Raw genomic sequence first — 24613 nt, forward strand, 5'->3', positions numbered from 1 at the left:
ATGGCAGGCGAGATCCAGAACCCCATCATTCGCGTCCGCGACATCACCGTGCAGTTCGGCGCGACGCGCGTGCTCGACGGGCTCGACCTCGACGTCAAGCGCGGCGAGATTCTTGGCTTCGTTGGTCCTTCCGGCGCGGGCAAGTCCGTGCTGACACGCACCATCATCGGCCTCGTGCCGAAGGTCGCAGGCAGCATCGAGGTGTTCGGCGTCGATCTGGATGCCTCCAATACGTCGCAGCGTCGCAACGTGGAGCGGCGCTGGGGCGTGCTGTTTCAGCAGGGCGCGCTGTTCTCCTCGCTCACGGTGCGGCAGAACATCCAGTTTCCGATGCGCGAATATCTGCGGGTGTCGCAGCGGCTGATGGACGAGATCACCATCGCCAAGCTCACTATGGTGGGTCTCAAGCCGGAAGTCGCCGATCGCTTTCCGTCGGAACTGTCGGGTGGCATGATCAAGCGCGTGGCGCTGGCGCGCGCGCTGTCGCTCGACCCGGATCTCGTGTTCCTGGACGAGCCGACCTCGGGCCTCGACCCCATCGGCGCCGGCGACTTCGACGAGTTGGTCAGGACGTTGCAGCGTACTTTGGGGCTGACCGTTTTCATGGTAACCCACGATCTCGATAGCCTTTACACAGCATGTGACCGCATCGCCGTTTTAGGCAACGGTAAGATCATTGCGGCAGGGTCGATCGCCGACATGCAGGCCTCGCAGCATCCCTGGCTGAGGCAATATTTCCATGGCAAGCGCGCTCGCGCGGTGATGGGCTGAGGTGCCGGAGTAGCTGATGGAAACGCGCGCAAATTACGTGCTGATCGGATCGTTCACGCTGGCGGTGATCGCCGCCGCGATCGGCTTCGTGCTGTGGTTTCAGTCGTTGCACACCACCAAGCAGCGCAGCCCGCTGCGCGTCGTGTTCGAGGGCCCGGCCGCGGGCCTGCGCAACGGCGGCAGCGTCAATTTCAACGGTATCCGGGTGGGCGAGGTGGTCTCGGTGAAGCTCGACAACCCGCGGCGGGTTGTCGCACTCGCCATGGTCGAGAACAACGCCCCGATCCGCAAGGACACCCTGGTCGGCCTCGAATTTCAGGGCCTGACCGGCGTTGCCGCGATCTCGCTCAAGGGCGGCGAGGAGGCCGCGCCGTCGCCGCCGCTCGACGAGGACGGCATCCCCACGCTGACGGCCGATCCCAACAAGCTCCAGGACGTCACCGAGGCGATCCGCGGCACGCTCCAGAACATCAACAAGATCGTCGCCGACAATCAGGAGTCGGTGAAGAACTCGCTGAAGAATCTCGAGACCTTCACCAACTCGCTCGCCCGCAACTCCGAGAAGATCGACGGCGTGATGGCCAAGGTCGACGGCGTGATGCTCAAGGCCGATAGCCTCATGCTCGGCCTCAACACGCTCGCCGGCGGCAAGGATGGCGGCGAGCTGTTCCAGGCGGTGAAGTCGATCCGGGAACTGGCCGACGATTTCGACAAGCGCTCCGGCGCATTGATGACCGACGGCCGCCGCACGCTCGGCGACATCAGTCGCGCCGTCAACAATTTCGACCGTAACCCGACCCGCGTCCTGTTCGGCGCCAGCAACAGCGCACCGCCGGCCGCTCCGCCTCCGCCGCCAGAGCCGCCGAAGCCGGCCGCGCCGGAGCGCCGGCGGCAGTAGCCGCGTTGCACTCGTCTCTCACCTCGTCATTGCGAGCGAAGCGAAGCAATCCAGACTGCCTCCGCAGAAGCAGTCTGGATTGCTTCGTCGCAAGAGCTCCTCGCAATGACGAGTTTTTGGAGGCGCAGCGATGTGCCCCAAAACAAAACGGAGCCCGCGAGGGCTCCGTTTTTCATTCGCTATCGCCGCGAACCGCTCACCCCAGCCGGCCCGCTGCGTGCGCGAGCAGTGTGTACACTAGGCCCGTTTCCGAGGTCAGGTGGTTGCGCAGCTCCTGCGGGCCGCGGCCGTCGCGGGCGACTTCGTCGAGCAGACGTTCGAACTCGGCGACATAGCGGTCGACCGTGCCCTTGAAGTTGCGGTCGGAGCGATACTTGCGGGCGACCTCATCAAAGGCCTTCTGGCCGGCGGGCGTGTAGAGGCGCTTGGTGAAGGCCTTGTTCTCGCCGCGCTGGTAGCGGTCCCACATCTCGGACGCGAGGTTGCGGTCCATCAGCCGGCCGATGTCGAGCGACAACGATTCCAGCGGATTGCCGCCACCTTGCGGAGCCTGCGGCTGCGGAGCCGGTGCAGCCTGGCGGGCGCGCGGGGCCTCACGTCCGGTGGGTGCACCCTGGTTGGCGTCCGTGCGGCTCAGCAGGTCGGACAGCCAGCCGTCGCGGCCCTGGTCGTTTCCGGCCGGTGCGACCGGCGGCGCTTCGGTGCGGCGCGAGGAGGCCGGCATGCCGAGGTCCGGCGGCGGCAGCGTCGAGGCGCTGGCGCTCTCGCGCATGCGCGTCTCGGTGCTGCGCGCGCCGACCGCCGCCAGCATCGGCTCTTCCTGACGCTGCACGCTGGCGCGGCCCGTCGTGGAGACGTCGAGGCCACGGCCGTGCTGGGCCACGATGCGGTTGAGCTCGGCGAGCGCCTCGATCTGGTCGACGATCACCTTGCGCATCTGCGCAGTGCTCTCGGCGGCCTCCTGGGGCATCTCGAGCACGCCGCGGCGCAGCTCGTTGCGGGTGGCTTCGAGCTCGTTGTGCATCTCGAACGCCATCTGCTTCATGCTGGAGACGAGGTTGGTGAACTTCTCGGTCGACTGCTTGAACATCGCATCCGCCTCGTCGGTGGTCTGGCGGTAGATGTCGTGCATGGCCTCGACGGTCTGCCGGTGCTCCTCTTCGGAGGCCGACCGCACCGCCTCGAACTGGCGGGTGATCGCGGCGGAACCGGCGCCGGCGGTCTCCGCCACGACGCGGGCGATGTCGCGGGCACGCTCTTCGGCGGCTGCCAGCGATTCATCGAGCAGGCCGGTGAAGCGCGACAGGCGCTGGTCGAGATCGGCCGTGCGCAGGTCGATCGTAGTGACGAGCGATTCCAGCGCCTGCTTGCGTTCGGCGAGCGAAGCGGTGGTGTTCTTGTTGCTCTGCTCCACGACCTGCGCGGCCTCGACCAGTGCCTTGCCGTGCGCGTCGAACTGGGTCGACAGCTCGCCGAGATCCTGGAGCGCCCGCGTGGTCTTGCTGTTGAAGACGTTGAGCTGGTCTTCCAGGTTCTGCGTCGCAGCGCCGTTGCGCGAAGTGACGTCGTTCATCGCCGAGACGAAGTCGGCGACGCGCGTCACCAGCGCCCGCTCGAGCGAGTTGAGGTTGTCGTGCGCACCGGTCAGCACCTCCTGGAGCAGGATGTTGCCTTCGCGCAGGCGCTCGAACAGGGCGACCGTGTCGGTGCGCAGGATCTTGCTAGTCTCCTGCATCTCGGTGACGGCCGCGATCGAGACCTGGCGCGACTGGTCGATCGCCGCGCGGGAGGCCTGCTCGAGGTCCTTGAGCGACTTGTTGACGGCACCCGTCGCCATCTCGCTCGCCGAGTTGATGGTTCGCGCCACCTCGGAGCCGTTGCCCATCATGGTCTGCGAGAACGCGTGGCCGCGGGTCTCGATCGACTTCAGCGCGTCGGACGTGACGCGGTCGATGTCGAGCGTGAGCTGGCTGGTCTTGGAACCGATCGCGTCCACGAGCGAGCCGCGCTTGGCGTCGATCATGTTGGCGAGACGGTCCGACTGCTGCTGCACGTAGGTGACAATCTCGTCGGTCTTGCCGGTCATGGCCTGGCCGAAGCTGCTGCTGGCGGCGAGCACCGAACGCTCGACGTCCGCCGAGCTCGACTTGACCCGCGAGCTTGCCTCGTTGGAGGCGTTGATCAGCGCGTTCTGGGCGTTGAGCGCGCTGGTCTGGATGTCGTTGGTCGCGTTCGCGGTGGCCGTGCTCAGCGTACGCTCGATCTCGCTCGAGATCGTGCGGATCTGGCTTGCGGCATCCGCCGAAGTCGAGGTCAGCGAGGTCTGCGCCTCACGCGCGCTGTTGAGGATGGTCGAGGCGGTGTCGGCGCCGACCGAGGTCAGCGTGCGCTCGATGTCCGTGGTCAGCGACTTGATCTGGCTCGCAGCGTCCGTCGAAGCGGAGATCAGCGTGCCCTGGGCTTCGCGTACGCCGCTGGTGAGCGCCTCGATGGTGGCGCCGCCGGCGGTCGCCAGCGCGCGCTGCATCTCGGCCGCCAGCGAACGAACCTGGCCGGTCTGTTCGGCGGAAACCGCCAGCAGCGTGCTCTGGGCATCGCGGGCGCTGGTCGTGATCGTCTCGGCGGTCGACTGGCCGACCTGCGAGAGCGACCGATGCACTTCGGCGGCGAGAGACTTGACCTGGCTCGCCGCATCCGAGGACGCGTTGACGAGCGTGCTCTGGGCTTCGCGCGCGCCGGTCATGATGGTCTCTGCCGTCGCGGTGCCGGCCATCGAGAGCGAGCGCTGCACGTCCGAGGACAGCGCCTTGATCTGGTTGGCGGTCTCGCTCGAAGCCGCGACCAGCGCGCTCTGCGCGTCGCGGGCGCCGGCGGTGATCGATTCCGCCGTGGCGGAGCCGGCCATCGACAGCGAGCGCTGCACGTCGGCGGTGAGGGTCTTGACGTGGTTGGCCGCGTCTGAGGACGCCGTGACGAGCGTGGTCTGCACCTCGCGGGCACCGGCCAGGATCGAGGCGGCGGTCGCCGAGCCTGCCGACGACAGCGTGCGTTCGACGTCGGCCGTGAGCCCCTTGATCTGGTTGGAGGCATCGCCGGATGCTGCGACCAGCGTCGACTGCGCTTCGCGGGCGCTGGTCAGGATCGAGTTCGCGGCACCGGTGCCGACCGCGGTCAGCGCGCGCTCGACCTCGGCGGAGGTCATCTTGAGCTGGGCGTTGACGTCGGAGGAAACCGTCATCAGCGACTGCTGTGCGGTGCGCGCACCGGTTTGGATGGTCTCGCTGGTGTTGACCACGAGGTTGGTGAGCGAGCGCTCGGCGTCCTCGACATGCGAGCGGATCGCGGTCGAGATCATCTCGGCGCGGGACATCATGTCCTCGCTGGCCTGGCGTCCGCTGCTTTCGATGCGGCCGGCGACGGCCTCGACGCGCGAGCCGAGCAGGTCCTCGAACTGCGCCACGCGCACGTCGATGTCGCTGGCGACCGAGCCGACCTTGGTCTCGATGGCCTGCTGGATGTCCTGGAACCGCGCCGTGACCGTGTCGGTCAGGTGCATGCTGCGGCCGTCGATGATCTCGGTGACGCCGGTGATGCGGCGGTCGACCGCCTCGATCGCCTGCGCGGTGCCGTCCGTGAGCGTCGAGGTCAGGAGGGTGAGGCGGGTGTCGATCGACTGCACCGCCTGCGAGGCGCCGTTCGTCACCGCGGTGGTCAGATAGGTGAGGCGCGTGTCGATGGATTCGAGCGCCTGCGACGCGCCGCCGGTGAGCGTGGTCGTCAGATGCGTGAGGCGCGTGTCGATCGTCTGGATGGTCTGCGATGCGCCATCCGTCAGCGAGGTCGTGAGGTGGTTGAGGCGGTTGTCGATCGTCTCGATCGCCTGCGATGCGCCATCGGTTAGCGACGTCGTGAGATGGGTGAGGCGGTTGTCGATCGACTGGATCGCCTGCGCGGCACCGTCGGTCAGCGACGAGGCGAGCGTGTTGAGCCGTCCGTCGATGGTCTCGGTGACCGACTTCGCACGGGTATCGAACGACTGTTCGAGCGCGGCGACGCGGCCGACGAGCTGCTCGTCGAAGGTCTTGATGTGACCATCGATCGTCGAGTCGAGGCTGGAGATTTTGCCGTTCAGCGAGGTGTCGAGGTTGCTGACGCGCTCGCCGACCGTGGTCTCGAACTGCACCAGGCGCTGGTCGAGCACAGCCGTGATCGCGCCGCCGTTCGAGGTGAAGCGGGTGTCGAAATTGTCGACATAGGTCTTCAGCGACTCATGGATGTCCTGGGTGCGCTGGCCCATCCGATCGACGATCTCGCCGCCGAAGGTTTTCACGGTGCGGTCGAACTCGGAGATGTGGCGGGTGATCAGCGCGCCCAGCGTGCCGGAGTCGCGGGCGAACTTCTCGACCAGCTCGGTGCCCTGGTTCTTCACCAACTCGTCGAAGGCGCTCATCTGGAGCGACAGCGAGTCGTGCGCGGTCTCGGTCTGGCTGACGACCTTGGCGACCAGCGTGTTGACGGTGGCGTCGAGCGCTTCGCTCGCCTTGTCGCCGGAGGTCATGATGTGGCCGGCGAGGCGATTGCCGGCGTCGTCGATCTTGGCAGAGAGGTCGTTGGAGCGCAGTTCGAGCTCGAGCAGCAGCGAGTCCGACGAATTCTTCAGGCTGTCGTGCACCTGCTCGGTGCGCTCGGAGATGCCGTCGACGATCGCGGCGGAGCGCTGCTCGAACTCGCCGGTGATGCGGTCGATGCGCTCGTTCAGCATTTCGTGGACGCGGTCGGCGAGGTCGACGAACTCGTCGTGAACGTGGCCGGTCTTGAAATTGAGGCTGGTGGTCAGCCGCTCGCTGGCGTCGAGCACGGCGCGCGTGGTCTCGTTGCTGGCCTCCTCGAGGCGGTCGAGCAGGTCGCCGCCGCGCTCGCCGAGCGCGAGGATCATATTGTCGCCGGCGTTGCTGAGCGCACCGGTGATGTGGGCGCCGCGCTCTTCGAGCGCGCCTGTGATGGACTTGGCGACCTCGTCGACGCGCGAGGCGATCGCGTCCGAGATCAGCGCGATGTCGTGGCGCAAATCGATCTGCACACCGGAGATGGCGCTGCGGACCTGCTCTGCCTGGCCGACCAGATTGTCGCGCTGATGCGCGATGTCCTGGAGCAGGGCGCGGATGCGCACTTCGTTGTCCGAATAGGCGCGTTCGAGCGCCGCGACCTCGTTGGCGACCAGCGTCTCGAGCTCGCCGGCGCGCGCGATGGCGCGCTCGATGCCGTCGCCCATCGCCGCAACCTCGCGGCGGATGGCCTGGCCCACGGTGACCATCGAATCCGAGGCCGAGCCTTCCGGCTCGGAGAAGCGGATCGCAACCTGGGCCATTGCTTGCGCGACCGAGCTCATTTGCTGGCCGCGCCAGACGAGGCTCGCCAGGAAGAAGAACAGCATGATCGGCGCGAAGAACATCGTGACGAGGCCGGCAATGGCCAACACGCCGCCGCTCTGGCCCATCGCCGCCTGGATCGAAGGCAGGAAGCCGACCGTCAGCGCGGCGCAGGCCGCCAGCCAGATGACGGTGAAGATTGTCGCGCCGGTATAGATGTTGCGGGTCGGGCGTCCCGTTTGCAGCGTCTGCAAGAGCTGGCCGATGGTCGCACGGTCGTCATTGGCGGCGCGGCGCGAGGAGCGCGGCTCCTCGACCTGGTCGAACATCGCGCGTTCGTTCGCGGCAGGACGCGGGTCGAAGCTCGGTTCGTCGAAGATCGGGGGAGCCGGTGGCCCGACCGGGGGCGGCGTTTCGCTGCGCATCGAGGCATTGCGGCTGGTGTCCGCAGCCGTGTCGCTGATGTTCAGGGCTTCCTGGATTGCAGAAAGCGCATCTTCTGTGGGGTCTTTGACCTTTTTCGGAGTGTTTGCCATGTTCAGTCCGAGCCCTCGTTACTTGTACGCGTCCCCCCGCGAGCTCTGCGCGCTACGCAAGCCCACAGTCCGGATCATGCCGCTTGCGCGGATCTCCGAGCCATCCCCACCCGGACGGCTTGTCCGCCAATTTCTCCAACATCCTATTGGCAGAGCGTCGCGAATGAAATGCCCGCGATTAAGACATTCTTAATCATCGTTAACAGGATCGTGCCGTAAGGCCTTAGCAATAAATGGAATTCTCCACGGAACTCGCCGGATTGCGGCAACTTTTCGTCAATAAACAGGCAGATTTGCGTAAAACGGCCGGAACATTTCGTTAACCATTTCCGTGCTTGGGTGGAGGGAACTTGACCGCCGGACCGGCGGACAACGCGCGATGCCGGGGCCTGCGCCATGACGCCTGAACTGCAACGGATGGACTGGATGCCCTCGCCCCCGCTTGCACCCATCGACAGCCCGCTCGACCTCGATCATCTCTCCCGCATGACGCTCGGCGATTCCGAGCTGGAACAGGAAGTGCTGGCGATGTTTGCCGAGCAGGCGGTGCGCCTGATCGCGGCAATGGCAGCGCTGCCCGCCGAGGCCGGTGTACTCGCCCACAAGCTCAAGGGCTCGGCGCGCGGGATCGGCGCCTTTGCGGTGGCGGATGCCGCAGCCAGCCTGGAGACCGCGATCCAGACCGGCCAGGGCCGGCCTCACGCCTTCGCCGCGCTGAAAGAGGCGGTGACCGAAGCGCGCGCCGCCATCGGGGCGATCCTCAACCCTTAGGCTGACAGGGCCAGAGCCGTCCTCTAGTGTTTTGTTTTGACGGGTTTTCTTCCCGCGAAGCGGTATTCACGACTTATCAAAACGCTATGGCGCCGGGCTGATCGACCCGTTATAGGACAGCCCGGACCCTCCTTCATTCCCTAGATCGCGGCAGTACGAGCACACATGGCCAAAATTCACTTTGTCGATCACAAGGGCGAAACCCGTACGGTGGACGTCGAGAACGGCGCGACTGTGATGGAAGCCGCCATCCGCAACAGCATTCCCGGCATCGAGGCCGAATGCGGCGGCGCGTGCGCCTGCGCCACCTGCCATGTCTATGTCGACGAAGCGTGGCGCGAGAAGGTCGGCAGCCCGACGCCGATGGAAGAGGACATGCTCGACTTCGGCTTCGACGTACGCCCGAACTCGCGCCTGTCCTGCCAGATCAAGGTCTCCGACGATCTCGACGGCCTCGTCGTGGCGACGCCGGAGCGGCAGGCCTAACTCTCTTAGCTATCATGTGCTCGGCGGCGCGACCTCGATGCCGCACTTGTGCCAGGGGCTGAGCTTCTTGAGCACTTCCGCGGTGAGTGGCGTTGGCCGGCGCGACGCTTCGTCGATCATCACGGCGACCGACGTCGCCGATGCAATGCACTTCCCTTCCGAAAATACCACCTGCTCGAACGTCACCGACGTTCGTCCCAGCTTCGCGACGCCGAGGCCGAGTTCGATTGTGTTCGGCCAGTGCAACTCGGCGCGAAAATGGATGTCGAGCCGCACCATGATCCAGGCAAGTCCCGGCGGCGTCAGCCCGTATTCCGGGAGCTTCGTCAGCGTGACACGGCCGGTCTCGAAATAGGTAGCGTAGACCGCGTTGTTGACGTGCTGGTTGGGGTCGAGATCGCCGAAGCGGACATTGTCGCTGAGGCGAAAAGGATAGTCCTCCAGGCGCGGCGTCGTATCGAGGCGGCTTGGTGCGTTCACCGATTGATCTCCGTCATAGCGTTGCTGGTTACAGCCCAGTTATCCTGACCCGGCAAGTGGGTGCGGCTGCGGGGCGCTCCCGCTTTTATGCCTTCCCTGATCCATCCCCGTTGGCTAGACAGGCAGGGTCACCTCGGCCCAAAGGGCGCCGTCCCACCGAACGACGATAAAGAGACGACATGAGCGACGCGATCAAAACGGATGTGCTGATTATTGGCGCCGGCCCCTGCGGTCTGTTTGCCGCTTTCGAGCTGGGCCTTCTCGACATGAAGACGCATTTCGTCGACATCCTCGACAAGGTCGGCGGCCAGTGCGCAGAGCTCTATCCGGAAAAGCCGATCTACGACATTCCCGGCATTCCGCAGGTTTCGGGGCAGGGCCTCACCGAAGCCCTGATGGAGCAGATCAAGCCTTTCCATCCGACCTTCCATCTCGGCGAAATGATCGAGACTGTGGAGAAGATCGGCCATCCCCTGTTCCGCTGCACCACGGACGCCGGCAAGGTGTTCGAATGCAAGGTGCTGGTGATCGCTGCCGGCGGCGGCTCGTTCCAGCCCAAGCGTCCACCGGTGCCGGGGATCGAAGCTTATGAAGGAAGCTCGGTGCACTATGCCGTGCGCAAGATGGAGACGTTCCGCGACAAGAACGTGCTGATCGTGGGTGGCGGCGATTCCGCGCTCGACTGGACGCTCAATCTGCATCCGATCGCCAAGCGCATCACGCTCTTGCACCGTCGCGACGATTTTCGCGCCGCCCCCCACAGCGTCGAGCAGATGCGCGCGCTGGTCTCTGCCGGCAAGATGGATCTGCGGCTCGGCCAGGTCACCGCGTTGTCGGGCAACGAGGGCAAGCTGAGCGGCGCCACCGTCAAGGGCAACGACAACAGCGTAATCGAAATTGCCTGCGACACCATGCTGCCGTTCTTCGGGCTGACCATGAAGCTCGGTCCGGTCGCGAACTGGGGCATCGCGCTGGAGAATAATCTGGTGCCGGTCGAGACATCCGCGTTCGAGACCAACGTGCCGGGCATCTTCGCGATCGGCGACATCAACACCTATCCCGGCAAGATCAAGCTGATCCTGTGCGGCTTCCACGAGGGTGCGCTGATGTCGCAAAAAGCCCATCGCTACGTGTATCCGGAGAAGCGGCTCGTGTTCCAGTACACGACATCGTCCTCCAGCCTGCAAAAGAAGCTCGGCGTCAACTGACGGCGGCGGGCGATGCCCCATGTTTCTGGTGCTGGAACAGTTCGCGAAATCGCCGTAGTCTGCGGCCATTGCAGTAGGCGGCTTAGCAAGGCGATTGGCTCAGCAAGGTGATGATAATGCGGACTCTCTTTTCCAGCTTTCGGTTGTTCTCGCTCCTCGCGCTCGCGATGTCGCTCGGCGCGGTGAGCCCGGTTGCGGCGCAAGTGCAGCAGCCGACCGCCGCGGGCCTCTGGCAGAAGGTCGAAGACGGCAAGACGGTGGGATGGTTCCTCTTCGTCGACCACAACGGCATCTTCGAAGGCGTCATCGCAAAAACCTTTCCGCGGCCCGGCGACGATCCGAACGAGATCTGCGCGAAATGCACGGATGATCGCAAGAACGCGCCGGTGCTCGGCCTCTCCTTCATCCGCGACATGAAGCGCGATGGCTTGAAGTATGACGGCGGTAACGTGGTCAATCCGCGCGACGGCAACATCTGGAAGGCCAAGATGACGGTCAGTCCGGATGGGCAGACCCTGACGATGCGCGGCTTCCTCGGCATTTCCCTGTTCGGCAAGGATGAGACCTGGACGCGTCTTCCCGACGCCAACATCGCGCAGGTCGATCCCGCCATCGTCGCGAAATATCTCCCGGCGCAAGCAACCGCTGCGACAAAGCCGGTGCCCGCGCCTGCGGCGAAGAAGGGCGGCGCGATGATGGCGCCGGCGCCGAAGCAGTAGGGTCTACGTCGCGCGCTTTGCCGCCCGAACTTCCGTAGCTCCACACACCGCCGTCATTGCTCGCGAAGGCCGGGGGGCTCCAGTACGCCGCAGTCTCTCAGCGTTCTTGCGCGGTGTCCGTGGCCCCGTGCGCAATCGCGCATGCGGCCGGCGATGACCGCGGAGATCTTGGCGCGCGAGTAGCGGTCATACCGGTCGAAAGACGAATGCGTGCCGGCCGCGCGCCAGTAGTTCCCCGGAATGCGCGGTGGCGCCGGATTTGCATAGCTTTCCGCAAAGCTGTTGGGGGATGAGTCGCCGTCCTTGACGCCTTCGCCGAGTCGCGGAAGGCGGACGGCAACTATCGCCCCGCGGCGATGACCTCGATCCGCGGAGACGACATGAGACGTGCAATAACGTGTGCCGCCATGCTGCTGGTCCTGACGGTGCTGTTGACGGCCCCGATGATGGCGCGCGACGACGGGCGCTACGCCAACTCGCCATTAAAGCCCTGGTTCGAGAGCCTGCACAGCGAATACGGCCAATGCTGCTCGGATGCCGATGGCTATGTGGTCGCCGATGTCGACTGGGAGTCCGACAAGGGCCGTTATCGCGTACATCTCGACGGCGAATGGGTGGTCGTGCCCGACGGCGCCGTCATCACCGAGCCGAACAAGATCGGCCGCACCATGGTGTGGAAGCACTATATCGACGGCCATCCGCGCGTGCGCTGCTTCATGCCGGGCAGCATGACGTAGACTGAAGCGTCATCCCGGGCGAAACGTAGCGTCGAAACGGGACTCGCACCAATGCATCCACGCGGCGAGGCAGCGCCCGCGCGCGGCGCTCAGGTCACCGGCGCCGGATTGAACAGCGTCAGATCGTTGTGGATGCCCCAGCGATCCGACCACGGCTTGGTGCGGCCGCTGGCGACGTCGAGGATCAGGCGGAACAGGTCCCAGCCGGTCTCCTCGATGGTCTTTTCGCCGGTGGCGATGCCTCCCGCATCGAAATCGATCAGGTCCTTCCAGCGTCGTGCGAGCTCGCTGCGGGTCGCTACCTTGATCACGGGCGCGGCCGCGAGGCCATAGGGCGTACCGCGGCCGGTGGTGAACACCTGCAAGGTCATGCCGGAGGCGAGCTGGAGCGTGCCGCAGATGAAGTCGGACGCCGGCGTTGCCGCAAACAGCATGCCTTTCTGCGTCGCCTTCTCGCCGGGCGAGAGTACGCCGGTGATTGCGGACGATCCGGACTTGACGATCGAGCCGAGCGACTTCTCGACGATGTTGGCAAGCCCGCCCTTCTTGTTGCCCGGCGTGGTGTTGGCGCTGCGGTCAGCGCCGCCGCGGGCCAGATAGGAATCGTACCAGGCCATCTCGCGGACCAGTGCGCGGCCGACGTCCTCGTTGATGGCGCGGCGGGTGAGGAGCTGGATCGCGTCGCGCACTTCGGTGACTTCCGAGAACATCACGGTGGCGCCGGCGCGCACCAGCAGGTCGGCCGCGAAGCCGACCGCGGGATTCGCGGTGACGCCGGAGAAGGCGTCGCTGCCACCGCATTGCAGGCCGATGACGAGATCGGCGGCCGGGCAGGTCTCGCGGGTGCGCTTGTTGAGGATCTTCAGGCGGGCTTCGGCCTGGGTCATGATGGCGTCGACGATGGCGCCAAAACCGTCGAAGGCTTCGTCCTGCATGCGCACGATGGCATTGCTGACGCCTTCCGGCACCAGACGCTCGGGCGCGAGCTTTTCGCATCCCAAGCTGACGACCAGGATCTCCCCGCCGAAATTCGGGTTCTGCGCGATGTTTTGCAGCGTGCGGATCGGAATCACAGCGTCGGGCGCGTTGATGGCGACGCCACAGCCATAGGCATGCGTCAGCGGCACGACGTCATCGACATTCGGATATTTCGGCAGCAGCTCGGCGCGGATGCGCTTCACCGCGTATTCCATCGTGCCCTTGACGCATTGCACGGAGGAGGAGATGCCGAGGATGTTCTTGGTGCCGACAGAGCCGTCGGAGTTGCGAAAGCCTTCGAATGTGAAACCTTCGAGCGGCGGCAGCGGCGCGGGAACGGCGGTCGAGATCTCCAGCTTGTCGAGGGCAGGGGCCTCCGGCATGCGGATGCGCGCTTCGTCCACCCATTCGCCGGCCAGGATCGGCGCGAGCGCATGACCGATCACCTCGCCGTAGCGGATGATCGGGGCGTCCTGGGGGATGTCGACCAGCGCCGTCTTGTGGCCTTGCGGCACGAAGGCGCGCAGCGTCAGCCCGCTGGCAAAGCGCGAGCCGGCGGGAAGCCCGAAATCATTGACCACGATCGCGACGTTGTCGCGATCGTTGAGCTTGATGTAGCGCGGCTGCTCTTTCGCTGCGACCGACTGGTCCATGGAAGGACTCCGAAGTGTAGGGTGGGTTAGCGCAGCGTAACCCACCACCGTCTGCATCCGTCGAACCACAAGAGGTGGGTTACGCTGCGCTAACCCACCCTACGACACCTACGATCCATCAACCGGGATAGGTATAGGCGGTCTTCACCGTCGTGTAGAACTCGCGGGCGTAGGAGCCCTGCTCGCGGGCACCGTAGCTCGAACCCTTCCGGCCGCCGAACGGCACGTGATAGTCGACGCCGGCGGTCGGCAGATTGACCATCACCATGCCGGACTCGCTGTTGCGCTTGTAGTGCGAGGCGTATTTCAGGCTGCTGGTGCAGATGCCGGAGGCAAGGCCGAACTCAGTGTCGTTGGAGATCGCGAGCGCCTCTTCGTAGTTCTTGGCGCGAATGACGGCGGCAACCGGGCCGAAGACCTCCTCGCGCGAAATGCGCATGTTGTTGTTGGCCTCGGTGAACAGCGCCGGCTGGAGGTAGTGGCCGGGCGTTTCGCGCTTGAGCAACTCGCCGCCCCAGGCGAGCTTGGCACCCTCGTCCTGGCCGATCTTGATGTAGCGCAGGTCCTGGTCGAGCTGGCTCTGGTCGACCACCGGGCCGATATGCACGCCGGCCTTGAGCGCGTCGTCCACCGTCAGGCCTTTCAGGCGCTCGGTCACCGCCGCAACGAAACGGTCGTGAATACCTTCGGTGACGATCAGGCGGGACGAGGCGGTGCAGCGCTGGCCGGTGGAGAAATAGGCGCCGTTGACGGCGACTTCGACGGCGGTCTTGAGATCGGCGTCGTCGAGCACGACCAGCGGGTTCTTGCCGCCCATCTCGAGCTGGAATTTCTTCATGTTGCTCGAGGTCACGCAGGCCTGCGCGATCTTGCGGCCGGTCTGCACCGAGCCGGTGAAGGTGATCGCGGCGACGTCGGGATGCTCGATCAGGGTCTGGCCGACCACGGAGCCCGAGCCGACAACGAGGTTGAACACGCCGGCCGGGATGCCGGAACGGGTGATGATCTCGGACAGCGCATGCGCCGAGCCCGGCACCAGCTCGGCAGGCTTGAACACCACGGTGTTGCCGTAGCAGAGCGCCGGGGCGATCTTCCAGGCGGGGATCGCGATCGGGAAATTCCAGGGCGTGATCATGCCGACGACGCCCATCGGCTCACGGGTGAGCTCGACGTCGATGCCGGGACGCACCGAGGCCCCCTTTTCGCCGATCATGCGCAGCGCCTCGCCGGCGAAGAACGCAAAAATCTGGCCGGCGCGGGCGACCTCGCCGATGCCTTCGGGGAGGGTCTTGCCTTCCTCGCGGGCGAGCAGGCGGCCGAGCTCTTCCTTGCGGGCGATGATCTCGAGCGAAATCTTGTTCAGCGCGTCGTAGCGCGCCTGCGGCGTCGACTGCGCCCAGGCGGGGAAGGCGGCCTTGGCGGCTGCGATCGCCTTCTCGGTCTGCGCCTTGTCGGCCTTGGCGTATTCGCCGACTAGGTCGTTGGTGTTGGAGGGGTTGATGTTCTTGGTGACGCCGGAGCCGTCGACCCATTCGCCGCCGATGAAGTTCTTCAGGATCGCAGTCATAGCTTCCTCCAGAGTTTTTAACGAACCAGGCAGGGACGCTTGTCGTCGAAGGTCCAGCCGGGGATCAGGTCCTGCATGGCAATAGCGTCATCGCGGGCGCCGAGTCCATGCTGCTTGTAGAGGTCATGCGCGGCGTCGATGGCGGCCCTGTCGATTTCGATACCCAGGCCCGGCCTATCAGGCACAGCGATCTTGCCGCCCTTGATCTGGAGCGGCTCCTTCGTCAGCGCCTGGCCGTCCTGCCAGATCCAGTGCGTGTCGATCGCGGTGACCTTGCCGGGGGCGGCGGCGCCGACATGGGTGAACATGGCGAGCGAGATGTCGAAATGGTTGTTGGAGTGCGAACCCCAGGTCAGGCCGTTGTCGCGGCAGGTCTGAGCCACGCGCACCGAACCTTGCATGGTCCAGAAATGGGGATCGGCCAGCGGAATGTCCACCGCGCCGAGGCGCAGCGCATGGGACAATTGCCGCCAGTCGGTCGCGATCATGTTGGTTGCGGTCGGCAGGCCCGTGGCACGGCGGAACTCGGCCATGATCTCGCGGCCGGAGAAGCCGCCTTCGGCGCCGCAGGGGTCCTCGGCATAGGCGAGGATGCCGTGCATGTCCTTGCAGAGGCTGACAGCCTCGTCGAGCGACCAGGCGCCGTTCGGGTCCAGGGTCACGCGGGCATTGGGGAAGCGTTTTGCGATTGCTGTGACGGCCTCGATCTCCTGCTCGCCGCGCAGCACGCCGCCCTTGAGCTTGAAATCAGCGAAGCCGTAATGGTCGTGGGTGGCTTCCGCGAGCCGCACCACGGTTTCCGGCGTCATCGCCTGCTGATGGCGGAGGTTGAACCATTCGGGCTTGCCGGTCTCGCCGCCGATATAGTCGAGCTTGGATTTGCGCCGGTCGCCGACGAAGAAGAGATAGCCGAGGGTCTCGACGCTGTTGCGCTGCTGGCCTTCGCCGAGCAGGGCTGCGACGGGCAGGTCGAGATGCTGGCCGAGCAGATCGAGCAGCGCCGACTCCACGGCCGTGACGGCGTGGATCATGACGCGGAGATCAAAAGTCTGCTTGCCGCGGCCGCCGGCATCGCGATCGGCGAAGGCGGTCCTGATATCGGCGAGGATGTTGTTCATCGCGCCGACGGTCTTGCCGATCACGAGATCACGGGCGTCCTGCAGCGTCTGCCAGATCTTCTGGCCGCCCGGCACCTCGCCGACGCCGGTGTGACCGGCATTGTCGGTGAGAATGACGATGTTGCGGGTGAAGAACGGCGCATGCGCGCCGCTCAGATTGAGGAGCATGCTGTCACGACCTGCGACCGGGATCACCTGCATCGCGGTGACGACCGGTGCGCCAGTGATCTCGGTCTTGGCCATCGCAGGCTCCTCCCTGTGTCGTTTGTTATTCTGCAGCCTGTTGTGACGATCGGATGGCGGGCAGATTCTTCACCAGCGCGGCCACTTCCGCGATCTCCTGCTCGGTGAGGTCGGTCAGCGGCGGACGGACCGGGCCGGAATCGCGGCCGATCACCTTCATGCCGGCCTTGATGATCGAGACCGCATAGCCCTTCTTGCGGTTGCGGATCGCGATCAGCGGCAGGATGAAGTCCTTCAGCCCGGCGTGGATCGTCGCGTGGTCGCGCTTGCGCACGGCGGCGTAGAAGTTGGTGGCGAATTCCGGAACGAAGTTGAACACCGCCGAGGAGTAGGTGGTCACGCCCATGTCGAGATAGGGCAGCGCGAAGGTCTCTGCGGTCGGCAAGCCCCCGATATAGGTCAGGCGGTCGCCGAGCTTGGTGTAGACGCGGGTCATCAGCTCGATGTCGCCGATGCCATCCTTGTAGCCGACGAGGTTGGGGCAGCGTTCGGCGAGGCGGGCGAGCGTATCGGGCTGGAGGATGGCATTGTCGCGGTTGTAGACGATCACGCCGATCTTCACGGAGGCGCAGATCGCTTCCACGTGGGCAGCAAGCCCATCCTGCTCGGCATGGGTGAGATAGGGCGGCAGCAGCAACAAGCCGTCGGCGCCGGCCTTCTCAGCGCCGATCGCGATCTCGCGCGCGGTGGCGGTGCCGTAGCCGGTGCCGGCGAGCACGGGCACGCGGCCCTTGGTCTCCTCCACGGCGATCTTGACGACCTGCGGAACTTCGGCGGCCGTCAGCGAGAAGAACTCGCCGGTGCCGCCGGCGGCGAACAGGCCTGCGACGTCATAGCCGCACAGCCACTCCATGTTGGCGCGGTAGGTCGCCTCGTCGAAGGAGTAATCCGCCTTGAACGGGGTGACGGGGAAAGACAGGAGGCCGGATCCGATCTTCTGGGCCATCTCCTGCGGGGTCATCTTGCTCATGGGCGCTGCTCCCTTGCCTCGTGTTGTGGAGGACGCAAGCCTGCGCGTCCATGCGCCGTGGTTTAGGAGACCGTTCGATGCGGGTCCAAGCCAAAGCCTATATCGACCGATGCGAATTCAGCATCAATCTTCCATCGCCTCCGCCGAGGACAATTCGCTCGCGATTTTGATGAGCGCCGACAGCAGCGGGTTCTCGTCGTCGCGGCGCCAGACCATGAACAACTCGACCGGGACACGGGTTCGCAGCTTCAGCGGCCGCAGGCGGACGTCCGCGATCTTCAGGCTCGCCGCCGCTGCCGGCACGATGGCAAGGCCGAGGCCGGCGCGCACCATGGCGAGGATCGAGTGGATCTGGCTCAGGTGCTGGACATAGCGCGGCAGGATGTCGGCGCGGGTGAACAGCGCCACCAGCACGTCGTGAAAGTAGCGGCTCTCATAGGGCGAATACATCACGAAGGGCTGGTTGTCGAAATCCTTGATGGTGACGCTCTCGGCATTCGCCAGCGGATGCTTTTTCGGGATCGCGGCGAGCAGGGGCTCGGCGACGACACGGCGGCTGGCGATTTCGGGGCGCGCGATCGGCGGCCTGAGCAGGCCGGCATCGATCTGGCCCGAGGTCAGCGCCTCGAACTGGTCGCCCGACACCATCTCCTTCAGTGAGAAGTCCACCTCGGGCAGCTTGGCGCGGCAGGCGGCGACGAGTTCGGGGAGGAAGCCGTAGGCCGCGGCCGCGGTGAAGCCGATCTTCAGCGAGCCGGACTTGCCGAGCGCGATACGGCGGGCGACCTGCGAGGCGCTTTCCGCAAGCTTCAGGATGCGCCGCGCTTCCGGCAGGAAGCTGCGCCCGGCAGGCGTCAGGCGCACCGAGCGGCTGGTACGCTCCAGCAGCGGCGCATCGATGATGTGCTCGAGCACCTGGATCTGTCGGGACAGCGGCGGCTGGGTCATGTTCAGCCGCGCGGCGGCGCGGCCGAAATGCAATTCCTCCGCTACCGTGACGAAACAGCGGAGCTGGTTGAGGTCGAACATCGATACATGCCTTAGATGGATAAGGCGTTTCCCCGGCGCTTCTAGCATCGATTACTCCCAAAACAAAGACGGCGGCCGTGAAGCCGCCGTTAAGTTGCCTGGTCAAGCTCCCATGGGAGCCCTCAGGAGGAACGTTTGAGCACCACGCGCTCGATCTTGCCGACGACCACGAGATAGGCGAATGCGGCCACCAGCGCGTTGGCGCCGACGAAGATCAGCGCGCCGTTGAACGAGCCGGTCGCGGCCAGGATGTAGCCGATCACGATCGGGGTGCTGATCGAGGAGAGGTTGCCGAAGGTGTTGAACAGGCCGCCCGAGACGCCGCCGGCTTCCTTCGGCGAGGTGTCTGAAACGACAGCCCAGCCGAGCGCGCCGATGCCCTTGCCGAAGAAGGCGAGCGCCATGAAGCCGACCACCAGCGCCTGGCCGTCGACATAGTTGCAGGCGATGATCGACATCGACAGCAGCATGCCGCCGACAATCGGGATCTTGCGCGCCATGGTCAGCGAGCCGGTCTTGCGCAGGATCGCGTCGGAGATGACGCCGCCAAGCACGCCGCCGATGAAGCCGCACAGCGCCGGCAGTGTCGCGACGAAGCCGGCTTGCAGGATCGACAGCCCGCGCTCCTTGACGAGGTAGACCGGGAACCAGGTCAGGAAGAAATAGGTCAGCGTGTTGATGCAGTACTGGCCGAGATAGACGCCGAGCATCATGCGGTTGGAAAGCAGCTGGCGGATATGGTCCCACCCGGAGCCGGCCTCGGGCGCGCGCTCTTGCTTCAGATCCTCTTTGGGCGCGTCGAGGTCGACCAGCGCACCTCCGGCCTTGATGTAGTCGAATTCGGCCTCGTTGATGCCGGGATGCTCCTTCGGGCCATAGATCGTCTTGATCCAGACCAGGCCCATGATGATGCCGAGTGCGCCCATCACGAAGAACACGTAGCGCCAGCCGTAATCATGCGCGATCCAGCCCATCAGCGGCGCGAAGATCACGGTGGCGAAATACTGCCCGGAATTGAAGAAGGCGGACGCGGTGCCGCGCTCGTTGCTGGGAAACCAGGCCGCGACGATGCGTGCGTTGGCGGGGAAAGACGGCGCTTCGGCGATACCGACCAGGAAGCGCAGGCCGAACAGCACGATGATCGCGGTGCCGGCGCTGAAGAATCCGACCCAGCCCTGCAGCGTCGTGAACAGCGACCATACGATGATGCTGAAGGCATAGACGAGGCGGGAGCCGTAGCGGTCGAGCAGCCAGCCGCCCGGCACCTGCGCGATCACATAGGACCATCCGAACGCCGAGAAGATGTAGCCCATCGCGACGGGATCGAGATGCAGCTCCTTGGAGAGCGCGGGGCCCGCGATCGACAGCGTGGCGCGGTCGGCATAATTGACGGTCGTGACCAGGAACAACATGGTCACGATGAACAGCCTGACGCGAGACCTTCTCACATCCGCTGCGGACATCACTGCGCTCATTCCGCGCCTCCTTAGAACACGAACGTTTCCCCACAGCGACTCCTAGAGGTGCGCGCGGCAAAGTGTCCAAGTTCAAGGCAGTATCGATCGATGCCGCTTTTGGATTGATGCAACGGCAGGTGGGGGAACGATTGTGAGAATGCCGAGACGTGAGCCCCACCGTCATTGCGAGCGCAGCTCCGCCGAAGAAGCAAAGTAATGGGTTGCAATCTGTACTTGTGGGCCGATTTTGGCTAGCGTTCAGTATGGCCGCCGGAGGAAGAATGTTGACGCAAATCTTCGCTCACTTGAAATCTCCTGCGAGGGCACGATCATTGCATCGGGTTTTCCTTGCCACCCTGTTGAGCGCAATCATGTTCGCGCCGGGCGGCCTCGCTGCGGCCGCATCAGATGCGAACAAGTCGGTGACGCTTCGCGGCGCCGAAGCCTTCAACCTTCTCGTTGGCAACACGTTGCGGTCGGTTGGTAATAGCAAGCTGATCCCCGCGTTTCGATACTTCATGACGCAGCAGTTCGAATATCGTTGCAGCGGGTGGGATCCGTCCGGCCTCGCTGCGCGGGATATCAGACTCCACAGCGAGGCTGGGGGGTGCGAGTTGCTCTTCGTGGCGCTCAGGCAAGGTCGGCTCTGCGAGAGCTATCAATACGAGGAGTGTCAAGAGCACGAACTCGAGCTCACTTTTGCCCGGCGCTCCGATCCGGCGAAGGTTGCAGAGGGGGAGGTGTTCGGTGTTGTCACCTTGCCGGAAACTGGCAGGACGGCGACCGGCCCAAGTGATCCTGATCTGATCAAAGGAAAGTTCGAGCTTGTCAAAGGGAACGGAACAATCTTTCCGAATTTCGATCCCGTTCCGAAACCCGATCTTGTGCGACCGGACCCTCTTGCATTGTCTCTGCCCCCGCAGGATTCCGGCAGGACACAGCGGTTGATCGGGCTGAGTGATGCCGAAGCAACCACGAAAATCATCGGAAACACCATGGTGCGGCTCGGCCCGGACAGGAAATCAGACGGCCGTAGAGGCGAGTACTATACTCCCGACGGACGGATTATTGTGATCTCCATTCCCAAGCCGCCGGAAGGCATTGACCTCTTGCATCCCTCGGCTGAGATTGCTGGAACGATCTTCATCAATCGGTGGAAGATAATAAACGGCGCACTCTGTCGCACTGAGAACGACGAGCCGACGAAATTCAATTGTAACGTCTCCCTGTCTCTGGAGCCTCCTGAGCAGGCTGGCGATCAAGGCACTCCACGCTATGTCGCAGGCAACAGCGGAGTTGGGCAAGGCGCCTATCTCGCGAAAGGAAATTCGTTCGCGTTTGACTTCGGCAAATCGGTGCGGAAGTAGGGTGTCTACAGGCGGTCGCTGCGCTCGCGATGACCGTGTGGAGAGAACTCGCTCTCGTCGCTATTAGCGCGCGCCCGGCAGCAGTGGCGCGAGCAACTCGCGTGTCACGCCCGGGGGCGCCGCATCGAGCCCCAGCACGGCGCTTGCGGCCGGCAGTGCCGCGTCCGCCATCGCGGCGTGGCCTTCGGCGCTCGGATGCACGGCGCCGCCATAGACGGCGGAGAGCACGCCCCAGGTCGCGTCGTGAATGTCGGTCGGCTGGCTCGCCGCCGGCAAGCCTTGCGGATAGGTCATCGCGGCGAAGTAGCTGTCATTGGCGTCGCGGATCCAGCGCGCGCGCGGCAAATAGGCGCGGAATTCGGAGGCGCCGCGGCCGCACAGCATCGGCTGGCTCGCCGCGCTCACGATGTCGGGATTGAAGCTCTGGCCGTTCTCGGCAAAGCAGGTGCGGTCGAATTCGGGATCGTTGCCCGAATGCGCGCAGAAGCCGTGATCGGCGAACGCCGCCTGATGCGAATCCACGAAGGTCATGCGGTCGGCCTCGGGATCGCGGCACAGCGCGCCGCGGGTGCAGGTGGCGAGCCCCTTCAGTTGCGGCAGGAATTCGGTGTCCACGAAGCTCGAGACGCGGGCGAGGCGTTGCGGATCGGCGTTAAAGGAGGGATGGATGTCGAAGCCGGCGCGGCCGCCGCGGCAGGGCACGCCGCCGTCGGCGAGCGCCGGGTTGGCGTAGGAGACGTAGACCACATGCGAGAGGTCGCCGCCGACCAGCGGCTTCAGCGCCTCGCGCAGCTTGACGAAATTCTGCGGCAGCTCGCGCGCCAGCGCATCGCGGGAATCATCGACGCTCGCCATCACGCCGGAGCGCCGGAAGATCGCGCGCTCGGTTGCGGTCTCGACGATCACGTCGGCGACGAGGCCGGAGAAATAGACGTCGTTGGCGCCGACCGAGAGCAGCACGAGGTCGAGCGTGCGCTCGGGCTGGCGTTTCCTGGCGGCGGTCAGCGCCTCGCGCAGCTCGGCGACCTGCGCGTTCACGCTGATGTTGCAGACGCCGGTCTTGCCGGGCGGGCATTCGCGGGCGCGCTGCGAGCCGAGCAGCCCGTCGCTGATGCTGGCGCCGGTGCAGGCGAGCGGCAGAAAGGTCACCGCGACGTGGGTGTAGCGTACCGCGAGCGCCAGCGCGGTGCGCGCCTGATAGCTGTAGAGCGATCGGTGGCAGGGCGAGTTGAACCAGAGCGCGCTGTAGCGCTGCCAGTTGGCAAGCGTATCCGGCGCTTCGCAGGCGCGGCCGCCCTTGAAGCCGGCGCGGCTCGGCCGGTAATACTGCGCACCGGCGGTGCCGAGATAGGAGCGGAAGCAAAAACCTTCGTCCGACAGCGCCAGCGGCCGGTCCGGATTGCCTTCGCCCGAGGCGATGCTGTCTCCGAGACCAGCGACGAAGATGTCCCGGACCTGGATCTCGGTCTGGACGCGCTGGGTGGGATCGGAGCCGGAGGAGACGTCGACGCTCGCGACCGTCTGCTTGCCGTAGCGGACCCGCAGATTGACCGGCTCGGCGCAGTCGAAGGTGGATTGTTGCGGCCCGTCGCCGTCGTCGAACGACCAGGCGCAGGTGGCGCCGACCGGCACCGCGCCGGCGAGGCGCACGGTGACGGGATGGTCGAGGGGGGTGAGGTAGTTTTCCGTCGTGTTGTCGCGGGTGCAGGGCTGGTTGACCCGGCCCTGGAGGTCGATGCAGAGCCGGTTGACCATGTTGCGGGCCCAGCCGCGGCCCTCGCTCTGGAGCTCCAGCGATTGCTCGGCGGCGAGGATGCTGCGGTTACGCGCGTTCTCGACATGGAGCAGGAAGTCGCGCTCTTCGCGGAACAGCCGGAAGCGGTTGCGGACCTCCCAGCTGATCTGCATGGCGCCCGCGTCCTGCGCGGCCGCCTGCTCCAGCGGCAGCGCGGTGAGGAGCCCGGCGAGCAGCAGGGCACCGGCGAGGAAACGGCGAAGGAATACAGGGATCATGGCCTGCGTTTTCAACGGCAAAGTTGAGGCGGAAATAAGAGAGCTGCCCTCCGCCTGCAACATTGGTCTGATGCTTTTGCCAGCTGGCGTCTAGCGGACTATCGTTGGAGCATGATCTTCCCGGAAAACCGCTTCGCGCTTTTCCGGAGCACGCTCAGCGTTTGCTGGCCTGCCGCAGCGACCGCTCGCGCTCCATCGCGGCCACCTGCTTGGGCAGGTTGGCCTGCGCGCAGGCCTCCGCCAGCCTTCGGCGCTCCTGCCAGGGCTCCACCACATTCATCCAGAGCTCGCGTGCGCCCATGATGGAGATGGCAAGACCGAACGGGATCACGAAATAGAGGATGCGGAAGACGAGGAGCGTGGCCAGAAGCTGCTCGCGGCCGAATTCGGGCAGCGCCACCAGCATGGCGGCGTCGAACACGCCGAGCGAGCCCGGGGCGTGGCTGGCGAAGCCGAGCAATGTCGCCAAGATGAACACCACGGAGAGCGACAGGAAATCGATCTGCGGAGTGGCCGGCACCAGAAGGTACATCGCCAGCGCGCAGAATCCGAGATCGACGACGCCGATCAGGATCTGCACCAGCGTCAGAGGCGCTGACGGCAGCACCACTTTCCAGCCCTTCTGGCCTAGCTCGCGGCGCTTCTCGCCCATGCACAGCCAGACCAGATAGGCGCCGATCGAGGCGAGGCCGCCGAGCGCAATCAGCCGGTTGATCGACGACGGCAGCTGATCCATGTAGGAGGCGGCATCCGGATGAATGGCCATGCCGATCGAGAGCACGAAGATGTTACCGAGCCAGAAGGTCAGGCCCGACAGGAAGCAGATTTTTGCGACGTCGATCGCATTCAGCCCGTAATCCGAATAGATCCGGAAGCGGATCGCGCCGCCGGTGAAGACGGTGGCGCCGATATTGTGGCCGATCGAATAGGACGTGAAGCTGGAGAGCGCTGCGATGCGATAGGGCACGTGCTTCTTGCCGATCGTTCGCAGTGCAAAAAAGTCGTAGAAGGTCAGCGTACAGAACGCGAAGCATACGCAGATCGCCGCCAGCCCGATATTGGCGCGGGGGATCTCGGTCAACGCCGTCAGGATGACACCGGTGTCGATGCCCTTGAGCGTCCGTACCAGCGTGGTGATCGCGAACGCGATAATGAAGACGCTCGCCGCAACGCCGAGTCGCCGCCAGCCGATCCATCTCTTGAAGCCGCGCTTCAGCGCGGTCAGCAGTCCGTGCATTCATCC

At 65.1% G+C, this 24613-nt stretch carries 18 protein-coding genes; 8 read left to right on the top strand and 10 right to left on the bottom strand.

The features are described from left to right. A complete protein-coding gene (locus tag GWG67_RS14310) occupies positions 1–771 on the top strand; it encodes an ABC transporter ATP-binding protein (protein WP_007612400.1) in 771 nt (256 codons plus the stop codon). Positions 772–787: 16 nt separating this feature from the next. After that, a complete protein-coding gene (locus tag GWG67_RS14315; protein WP_275169957.1) occupies positions 788–1669 on the top strand; it encodes an MlaD family protein in 882 nt (293 codons plus the stop codon). A 196-nt stretch (positions 1670–1865) separates the two neighbouring features. Here the strand turns inward: GWG67_RS14315 and GWG67_RS14320 are convergent, their stop codons facing one another. Then, on the bottom strand, positions 1866–7574 hold the full coding sequence (locus tag GWG67_RS14320; protein ID WP_275169958.1) for an apolipoprotein A1/A4/E family protein: 5709 nt from the start codon (positions 7572–7574) through the stop codon (positions 1866–1868). A 396-nt stretch (positions 7575–7970) separates the two neighbouring features. Here GWG67_RS14320 and GWG67_RS14325 point away from each other — a divergent pair, with 396 nt between their 5' ends. Both GWG67_RS14325 and GWG67_RS14330 read left to right on the top strand, forming a co-directional pair. Next, a complete protein-coding gene (locus GWG67_RS14325; RefSeq protein WP_275169959.1) occupies positions 7971–8345 on the top strand; it encodes an Hpt domain-containing protein in 375 nt (124 codons plus the stop codon). Positions 8346–8510: 165 nt separating this feature from the next. Continuing rightward, positions 8511–8831 (top strand): 2Fe-2S iron-sulfur cluster-binding protein, encoded by a 321-nt coding sequence (locus GWG67_RS14330; protein ID WP_007602043.1) that lies wholly within the window; start codon positions 8511–8513, stop codon positions 8829–8831. A gap of 12 nt (positions 8832–8843) precedes the next feature. On the opposite strand, the gene GWG67_RS14335 is transcribed toward GWG67_RS14330, so the two are convergent. Continuing rightward, positions 8844–9311 (bottom strand): thioesterase family protein, encoded by a 468-nt coding sequence (locus GWG67_RS14335; protein WP_275169960.1) that lies wholly within the window; start codon positions 9309–9311, stop codon positions 8844–8846. A gap of 179 nt (positions 9312–9490) precedes the next feature. On the opposite strand from GWG67_RS14335, the gene GWG67_RS14340 reads away from it, so the two are divergent. The 3 genes from GWG67_RS14340 (at position 9491) to GWG67_RS14350 (ending at position 11975) form a co-directional block, all read left to right on the top strand. Next, positions 9491–10519: an NAD(P)/FAD-dependent oxidoreductase gene (locus GWG67_RS14340; protein ID WP_275169961.1), complete on the top strand. Its 1029-nt coding sequence runs from the start codon at positions 9491–9493 to the stop codon at positions 10517–10519. A 116-nt stretch (positions 10520–10635) separates the two neighbouring features. Continuing rightward, complete coding sequence (locus GWG67_RS14345) at positions 10636–11238, top strand: DUF2147 domain-containing protein (RefSeq protein WP_275169962.1); 603 nt, start codon at positions 10636–10638, stop codon at positions 11236–11238. 380 nt (positions 11239–11618) lie between these two features. Further along, positions 11619–11975, top strand: a complete 357-nt coding sequence (locus GWG67_RS14350; RefSeq protein ID WP_275169963.1) for a hypothetical protein — start codon at positions 11619–11621, stop codon at positions 11973–11975. 89 nt (positions 11976–12064) lie between these two features. On the opposite strand, the gene garD is transcribed toward GWG67_RS14350, so the two are convergent. The 6 genes from garD to GWG67_RS14380 all read right to left on the bottom strand — a co-directional run bounded on the left by garD (position 12065) and on the right by GWG67_RS14380 (position 20008). After that, positions 12065–13606: a galactarate dehydratase gene (gene garD, locus GWG67_RS14355; RefSeq protein WP_275169964.1), complete on the bottom strand. Its 1542-nt coding sequence runs from the start codon at positions 13604–13606 to the stop codon at positions 12065–12067. A 118-nt stretch (positions 13607–13724) separates the two neighbouring features. Then, positions 13725–15173 carry an aldehyde dehydrogenase family protein gene (locus GWG67_RS14360; RefSeq protein WP_275169965.1) on the bottom strand — a complete coding sequence of 483 codons (1449 nt, stop codon included), beginning with the start codon at positions 15171–15173 and terminating at the stop codon, positions 13725–13727. A 17-nt stretch (positions 15174–15190) separates the two neighbouring features. Beyond that, the gene (gene gudD, locus GWG67_RS14365; RefSeq protein WP_275169966.1) at positions 15191–16534 is read right to left on the bottom strand and encodes a glucarate dehydratase; all 1344 of its coding nucleotides are present in this window, start codon (positions 16532–16534) and stop codon (positions 15191–15193) included. A gap of 25 nt (positions 16535–16559) precedes the next feature. After that, on the bottom strand, positions 16560–17504 hold the full coding sequence (kdgD, locus tag GWG67_RS14370; protein ID WP_275169967.1) for a 5-dehydro-4-deoxyglucarate dehydratase: 945 nt from the start codon (positions 17502–17504) through the stop codon (positions 16560–16562). 123 nt (positions 17505–17627) lie between these two features. Next, positions 17628–18533, bottom strand: a complete 906-nt coding sequence (locus GWG67_RS14375; protein ID WP_275169968.1) for a LysR substrate-binding domain-containing protein — start codon at positions 18531–18533, stop codon at positions 17628–17630. A gap of 122 nt (positions 18534–18655) precedes the next feature. Continuing rightward, complete coding sequence (locus GWG67_RS14380) at positions 18656–20008, bottom strand: MFS transporter (RefSeq protein WP_275169969.1); 1353 nt, start codon at positions 20006–20008, stop codon at positions 18656–18658. 263 nt (positions 20009–20271) lie between these two features. On the opposite strand from GWG67_RS14380, the gene GWG67_RS14385 reads away from it, so the two are divergent. After that, positions 20272–21357 (top strand): hypothetical protein, encoded by a 1086-nt coding sequence (locus GWG67_RS14385; protein WP_275169970.1) that lies wholly within the window; start codon positions 20272–20274, stop codon positions 21355–21357. 63 nt (positions 21358–21420) lie between these two features. On the opposite strand, the gene GWG67_RS14390 is transcribed toward GWG67_RS14385, so the two are convergent. Next, positions 21421–23370, bottom strand: coding sequence for a hypothetical protein (locus tag GWG67_RS14390; RefSeq protein ID WP_275169971.1), 1950 nt, complete (start codon positions 23368–23370; stop codon positions 21421–21423). A 154-nt stretch (positions 23371–23524) separates the two neighbouring features. After that, entirely contained in the window at positions 23525–24607 is a 1083-nt protein-coding gene (locus tag GWG67_RS14395; protein WP_275169972.1) for a YbhN family protein, read from the bottom strand. Between the last annotated feature and the right edge of the window lie 6 nt (positions 24608–24613).

The sequence above is a fragment of the Bradyrhizobium sp. CSS354 genome (assembly GCF_029051725.1).
Classification (GTDB): Bacteria; Pseudomonadota; Alphaproteobacteria; order Rhizobiales; family Xanthobacteraceae; genus Bradyrhizobium.

What these genes read in the sequence shown, in the direction of transcription:
- GWG67_RS14310 (WP_007612400.1), top strand. Translation starts at nt 1, where the DNA reads ATGGCAGGCGAGATCCAGAACCCCATCATTCGCGTCCGCGACATCACC.
- GWG67_RS14315 (WP_275169957.1), top strand. Translation starts at nt 788, where the DNA reads ATGGAAACGCGCGCAAATTACGTGCTGATCGGATCGTTCACGCTGGCG.
- GWG67_RS14320 (WP_275169958.1), bottom strand. Translation starts at nt 7,574, where the DNA reads ATGGCAAACACTCCGAAAAAGGTCAAAGACCCCACAGAAGATGCGCTT.
- GWG67_RS14325 (WP_275169959.1), top strand. Translation starts at nt 7,971, where the DNA reads ATGACGCCTGAACTGCAACGGATGGACTGGATGCCCTCGCCCCCGCTT.
- GWG67_RS14330 (WP_007602043.1), top strand. Translation starts at nt 8,511, where the DNA reads ATGGCCAAAATTCACTTTGTCGATCACAAGGGCGAAACCCGTACGGTG.
- GWG67_RS14340 (WP_275169961.1), top strand. Translation starts at nt 9,491, where the DNA reads ATGAGCGACGCGATCAAAACGGATGTGCTGATTATTGGCGCCGGCCCC.
- GWG67_RS14345 (WP_275169962.1), top strand. Translation starts at nt 10,636, where the DNA reads ATGCGGACTCTCTTTTCCAGCTTTCGGTTGTTCTCGCTCCTCGCGCTC.
- GWG67_RS14350 (WP_275169963.1), top strand. Translation starts at nt 11,619, where the DNA reads ATGAGACGTGCAATAACGTGTGCCGCCATGCTGCTGGTCCTGACGGTG.
- garD (WP_275169964.1), bottom strand. Translation starts at nt 13,606, where the DNA reads ATGGACCAGTCGGTCGCAGCGAAAGAGCAGCCGCGCTACATCAAGCTC.
- GWG67_RS14360 (WP_275169965.1), bottom strand. Translation starts at nt 15,173, where the DNA reads ATGACTGCGATCCTGAAGAACTTCATCGGCGGCGAATGGGTCGACGGC.
- gudD (WP_275169966.1), bottom strand. Translation starts at nt 16,534, where the DNA reads ATGGCCAAGACCGAGATCACTGGCGCACCGGTCGTCACCGCGATGCAG.
- kdgD (WP_275169967.1), bottom strand. Translation starts at nt 17,504, where the DNA reads ATGAGCAAGATGACCCCGCAGGAGATGGCCCAGAAGATCGGATCCGGC.
- GWG67_RS14375 (WP_275169968.1), bottom strand. Translation starts at nt 18,533, where the DNA reads ATGTTCGACCTCAACCAGCTCCGCTGTTTCGTCACGGTAGCGGAGGAA.
- GWG67_RS14380 (WP_275169969.1), bottom strand. Translation starts at nt 20,008, where the DNA reads ATGAGCGCAGTGATGTCCGCAGCGGATGTGAGAAGGTCTCGCGTCAGG.
- GWG67_RS14385 (WP_275169970.1), top strand. Translation starts at nt 20,272, where the DNA reads ATGTTGACGCAAATCTTCGCTCACTTGAAATCTCCTGCGAGGGCACGA.
- GWG67_RS14390 (WP_275169971.1), bottom strand. Translation starts at nt 23,370, where the DNA reads ATGATCCCTGTATTCCTTCGCCGTTTCCTCGCCGGTGCCCTGCTGCTC.
- GWG67_RS14395 (WP_275169972.1), bottom strand. Translation starts at nt 24,607, where the DNA reads ATGCACGGACTGCTGACCGCGCTGAAGCGCGGCTTCAAGAGATGGATC.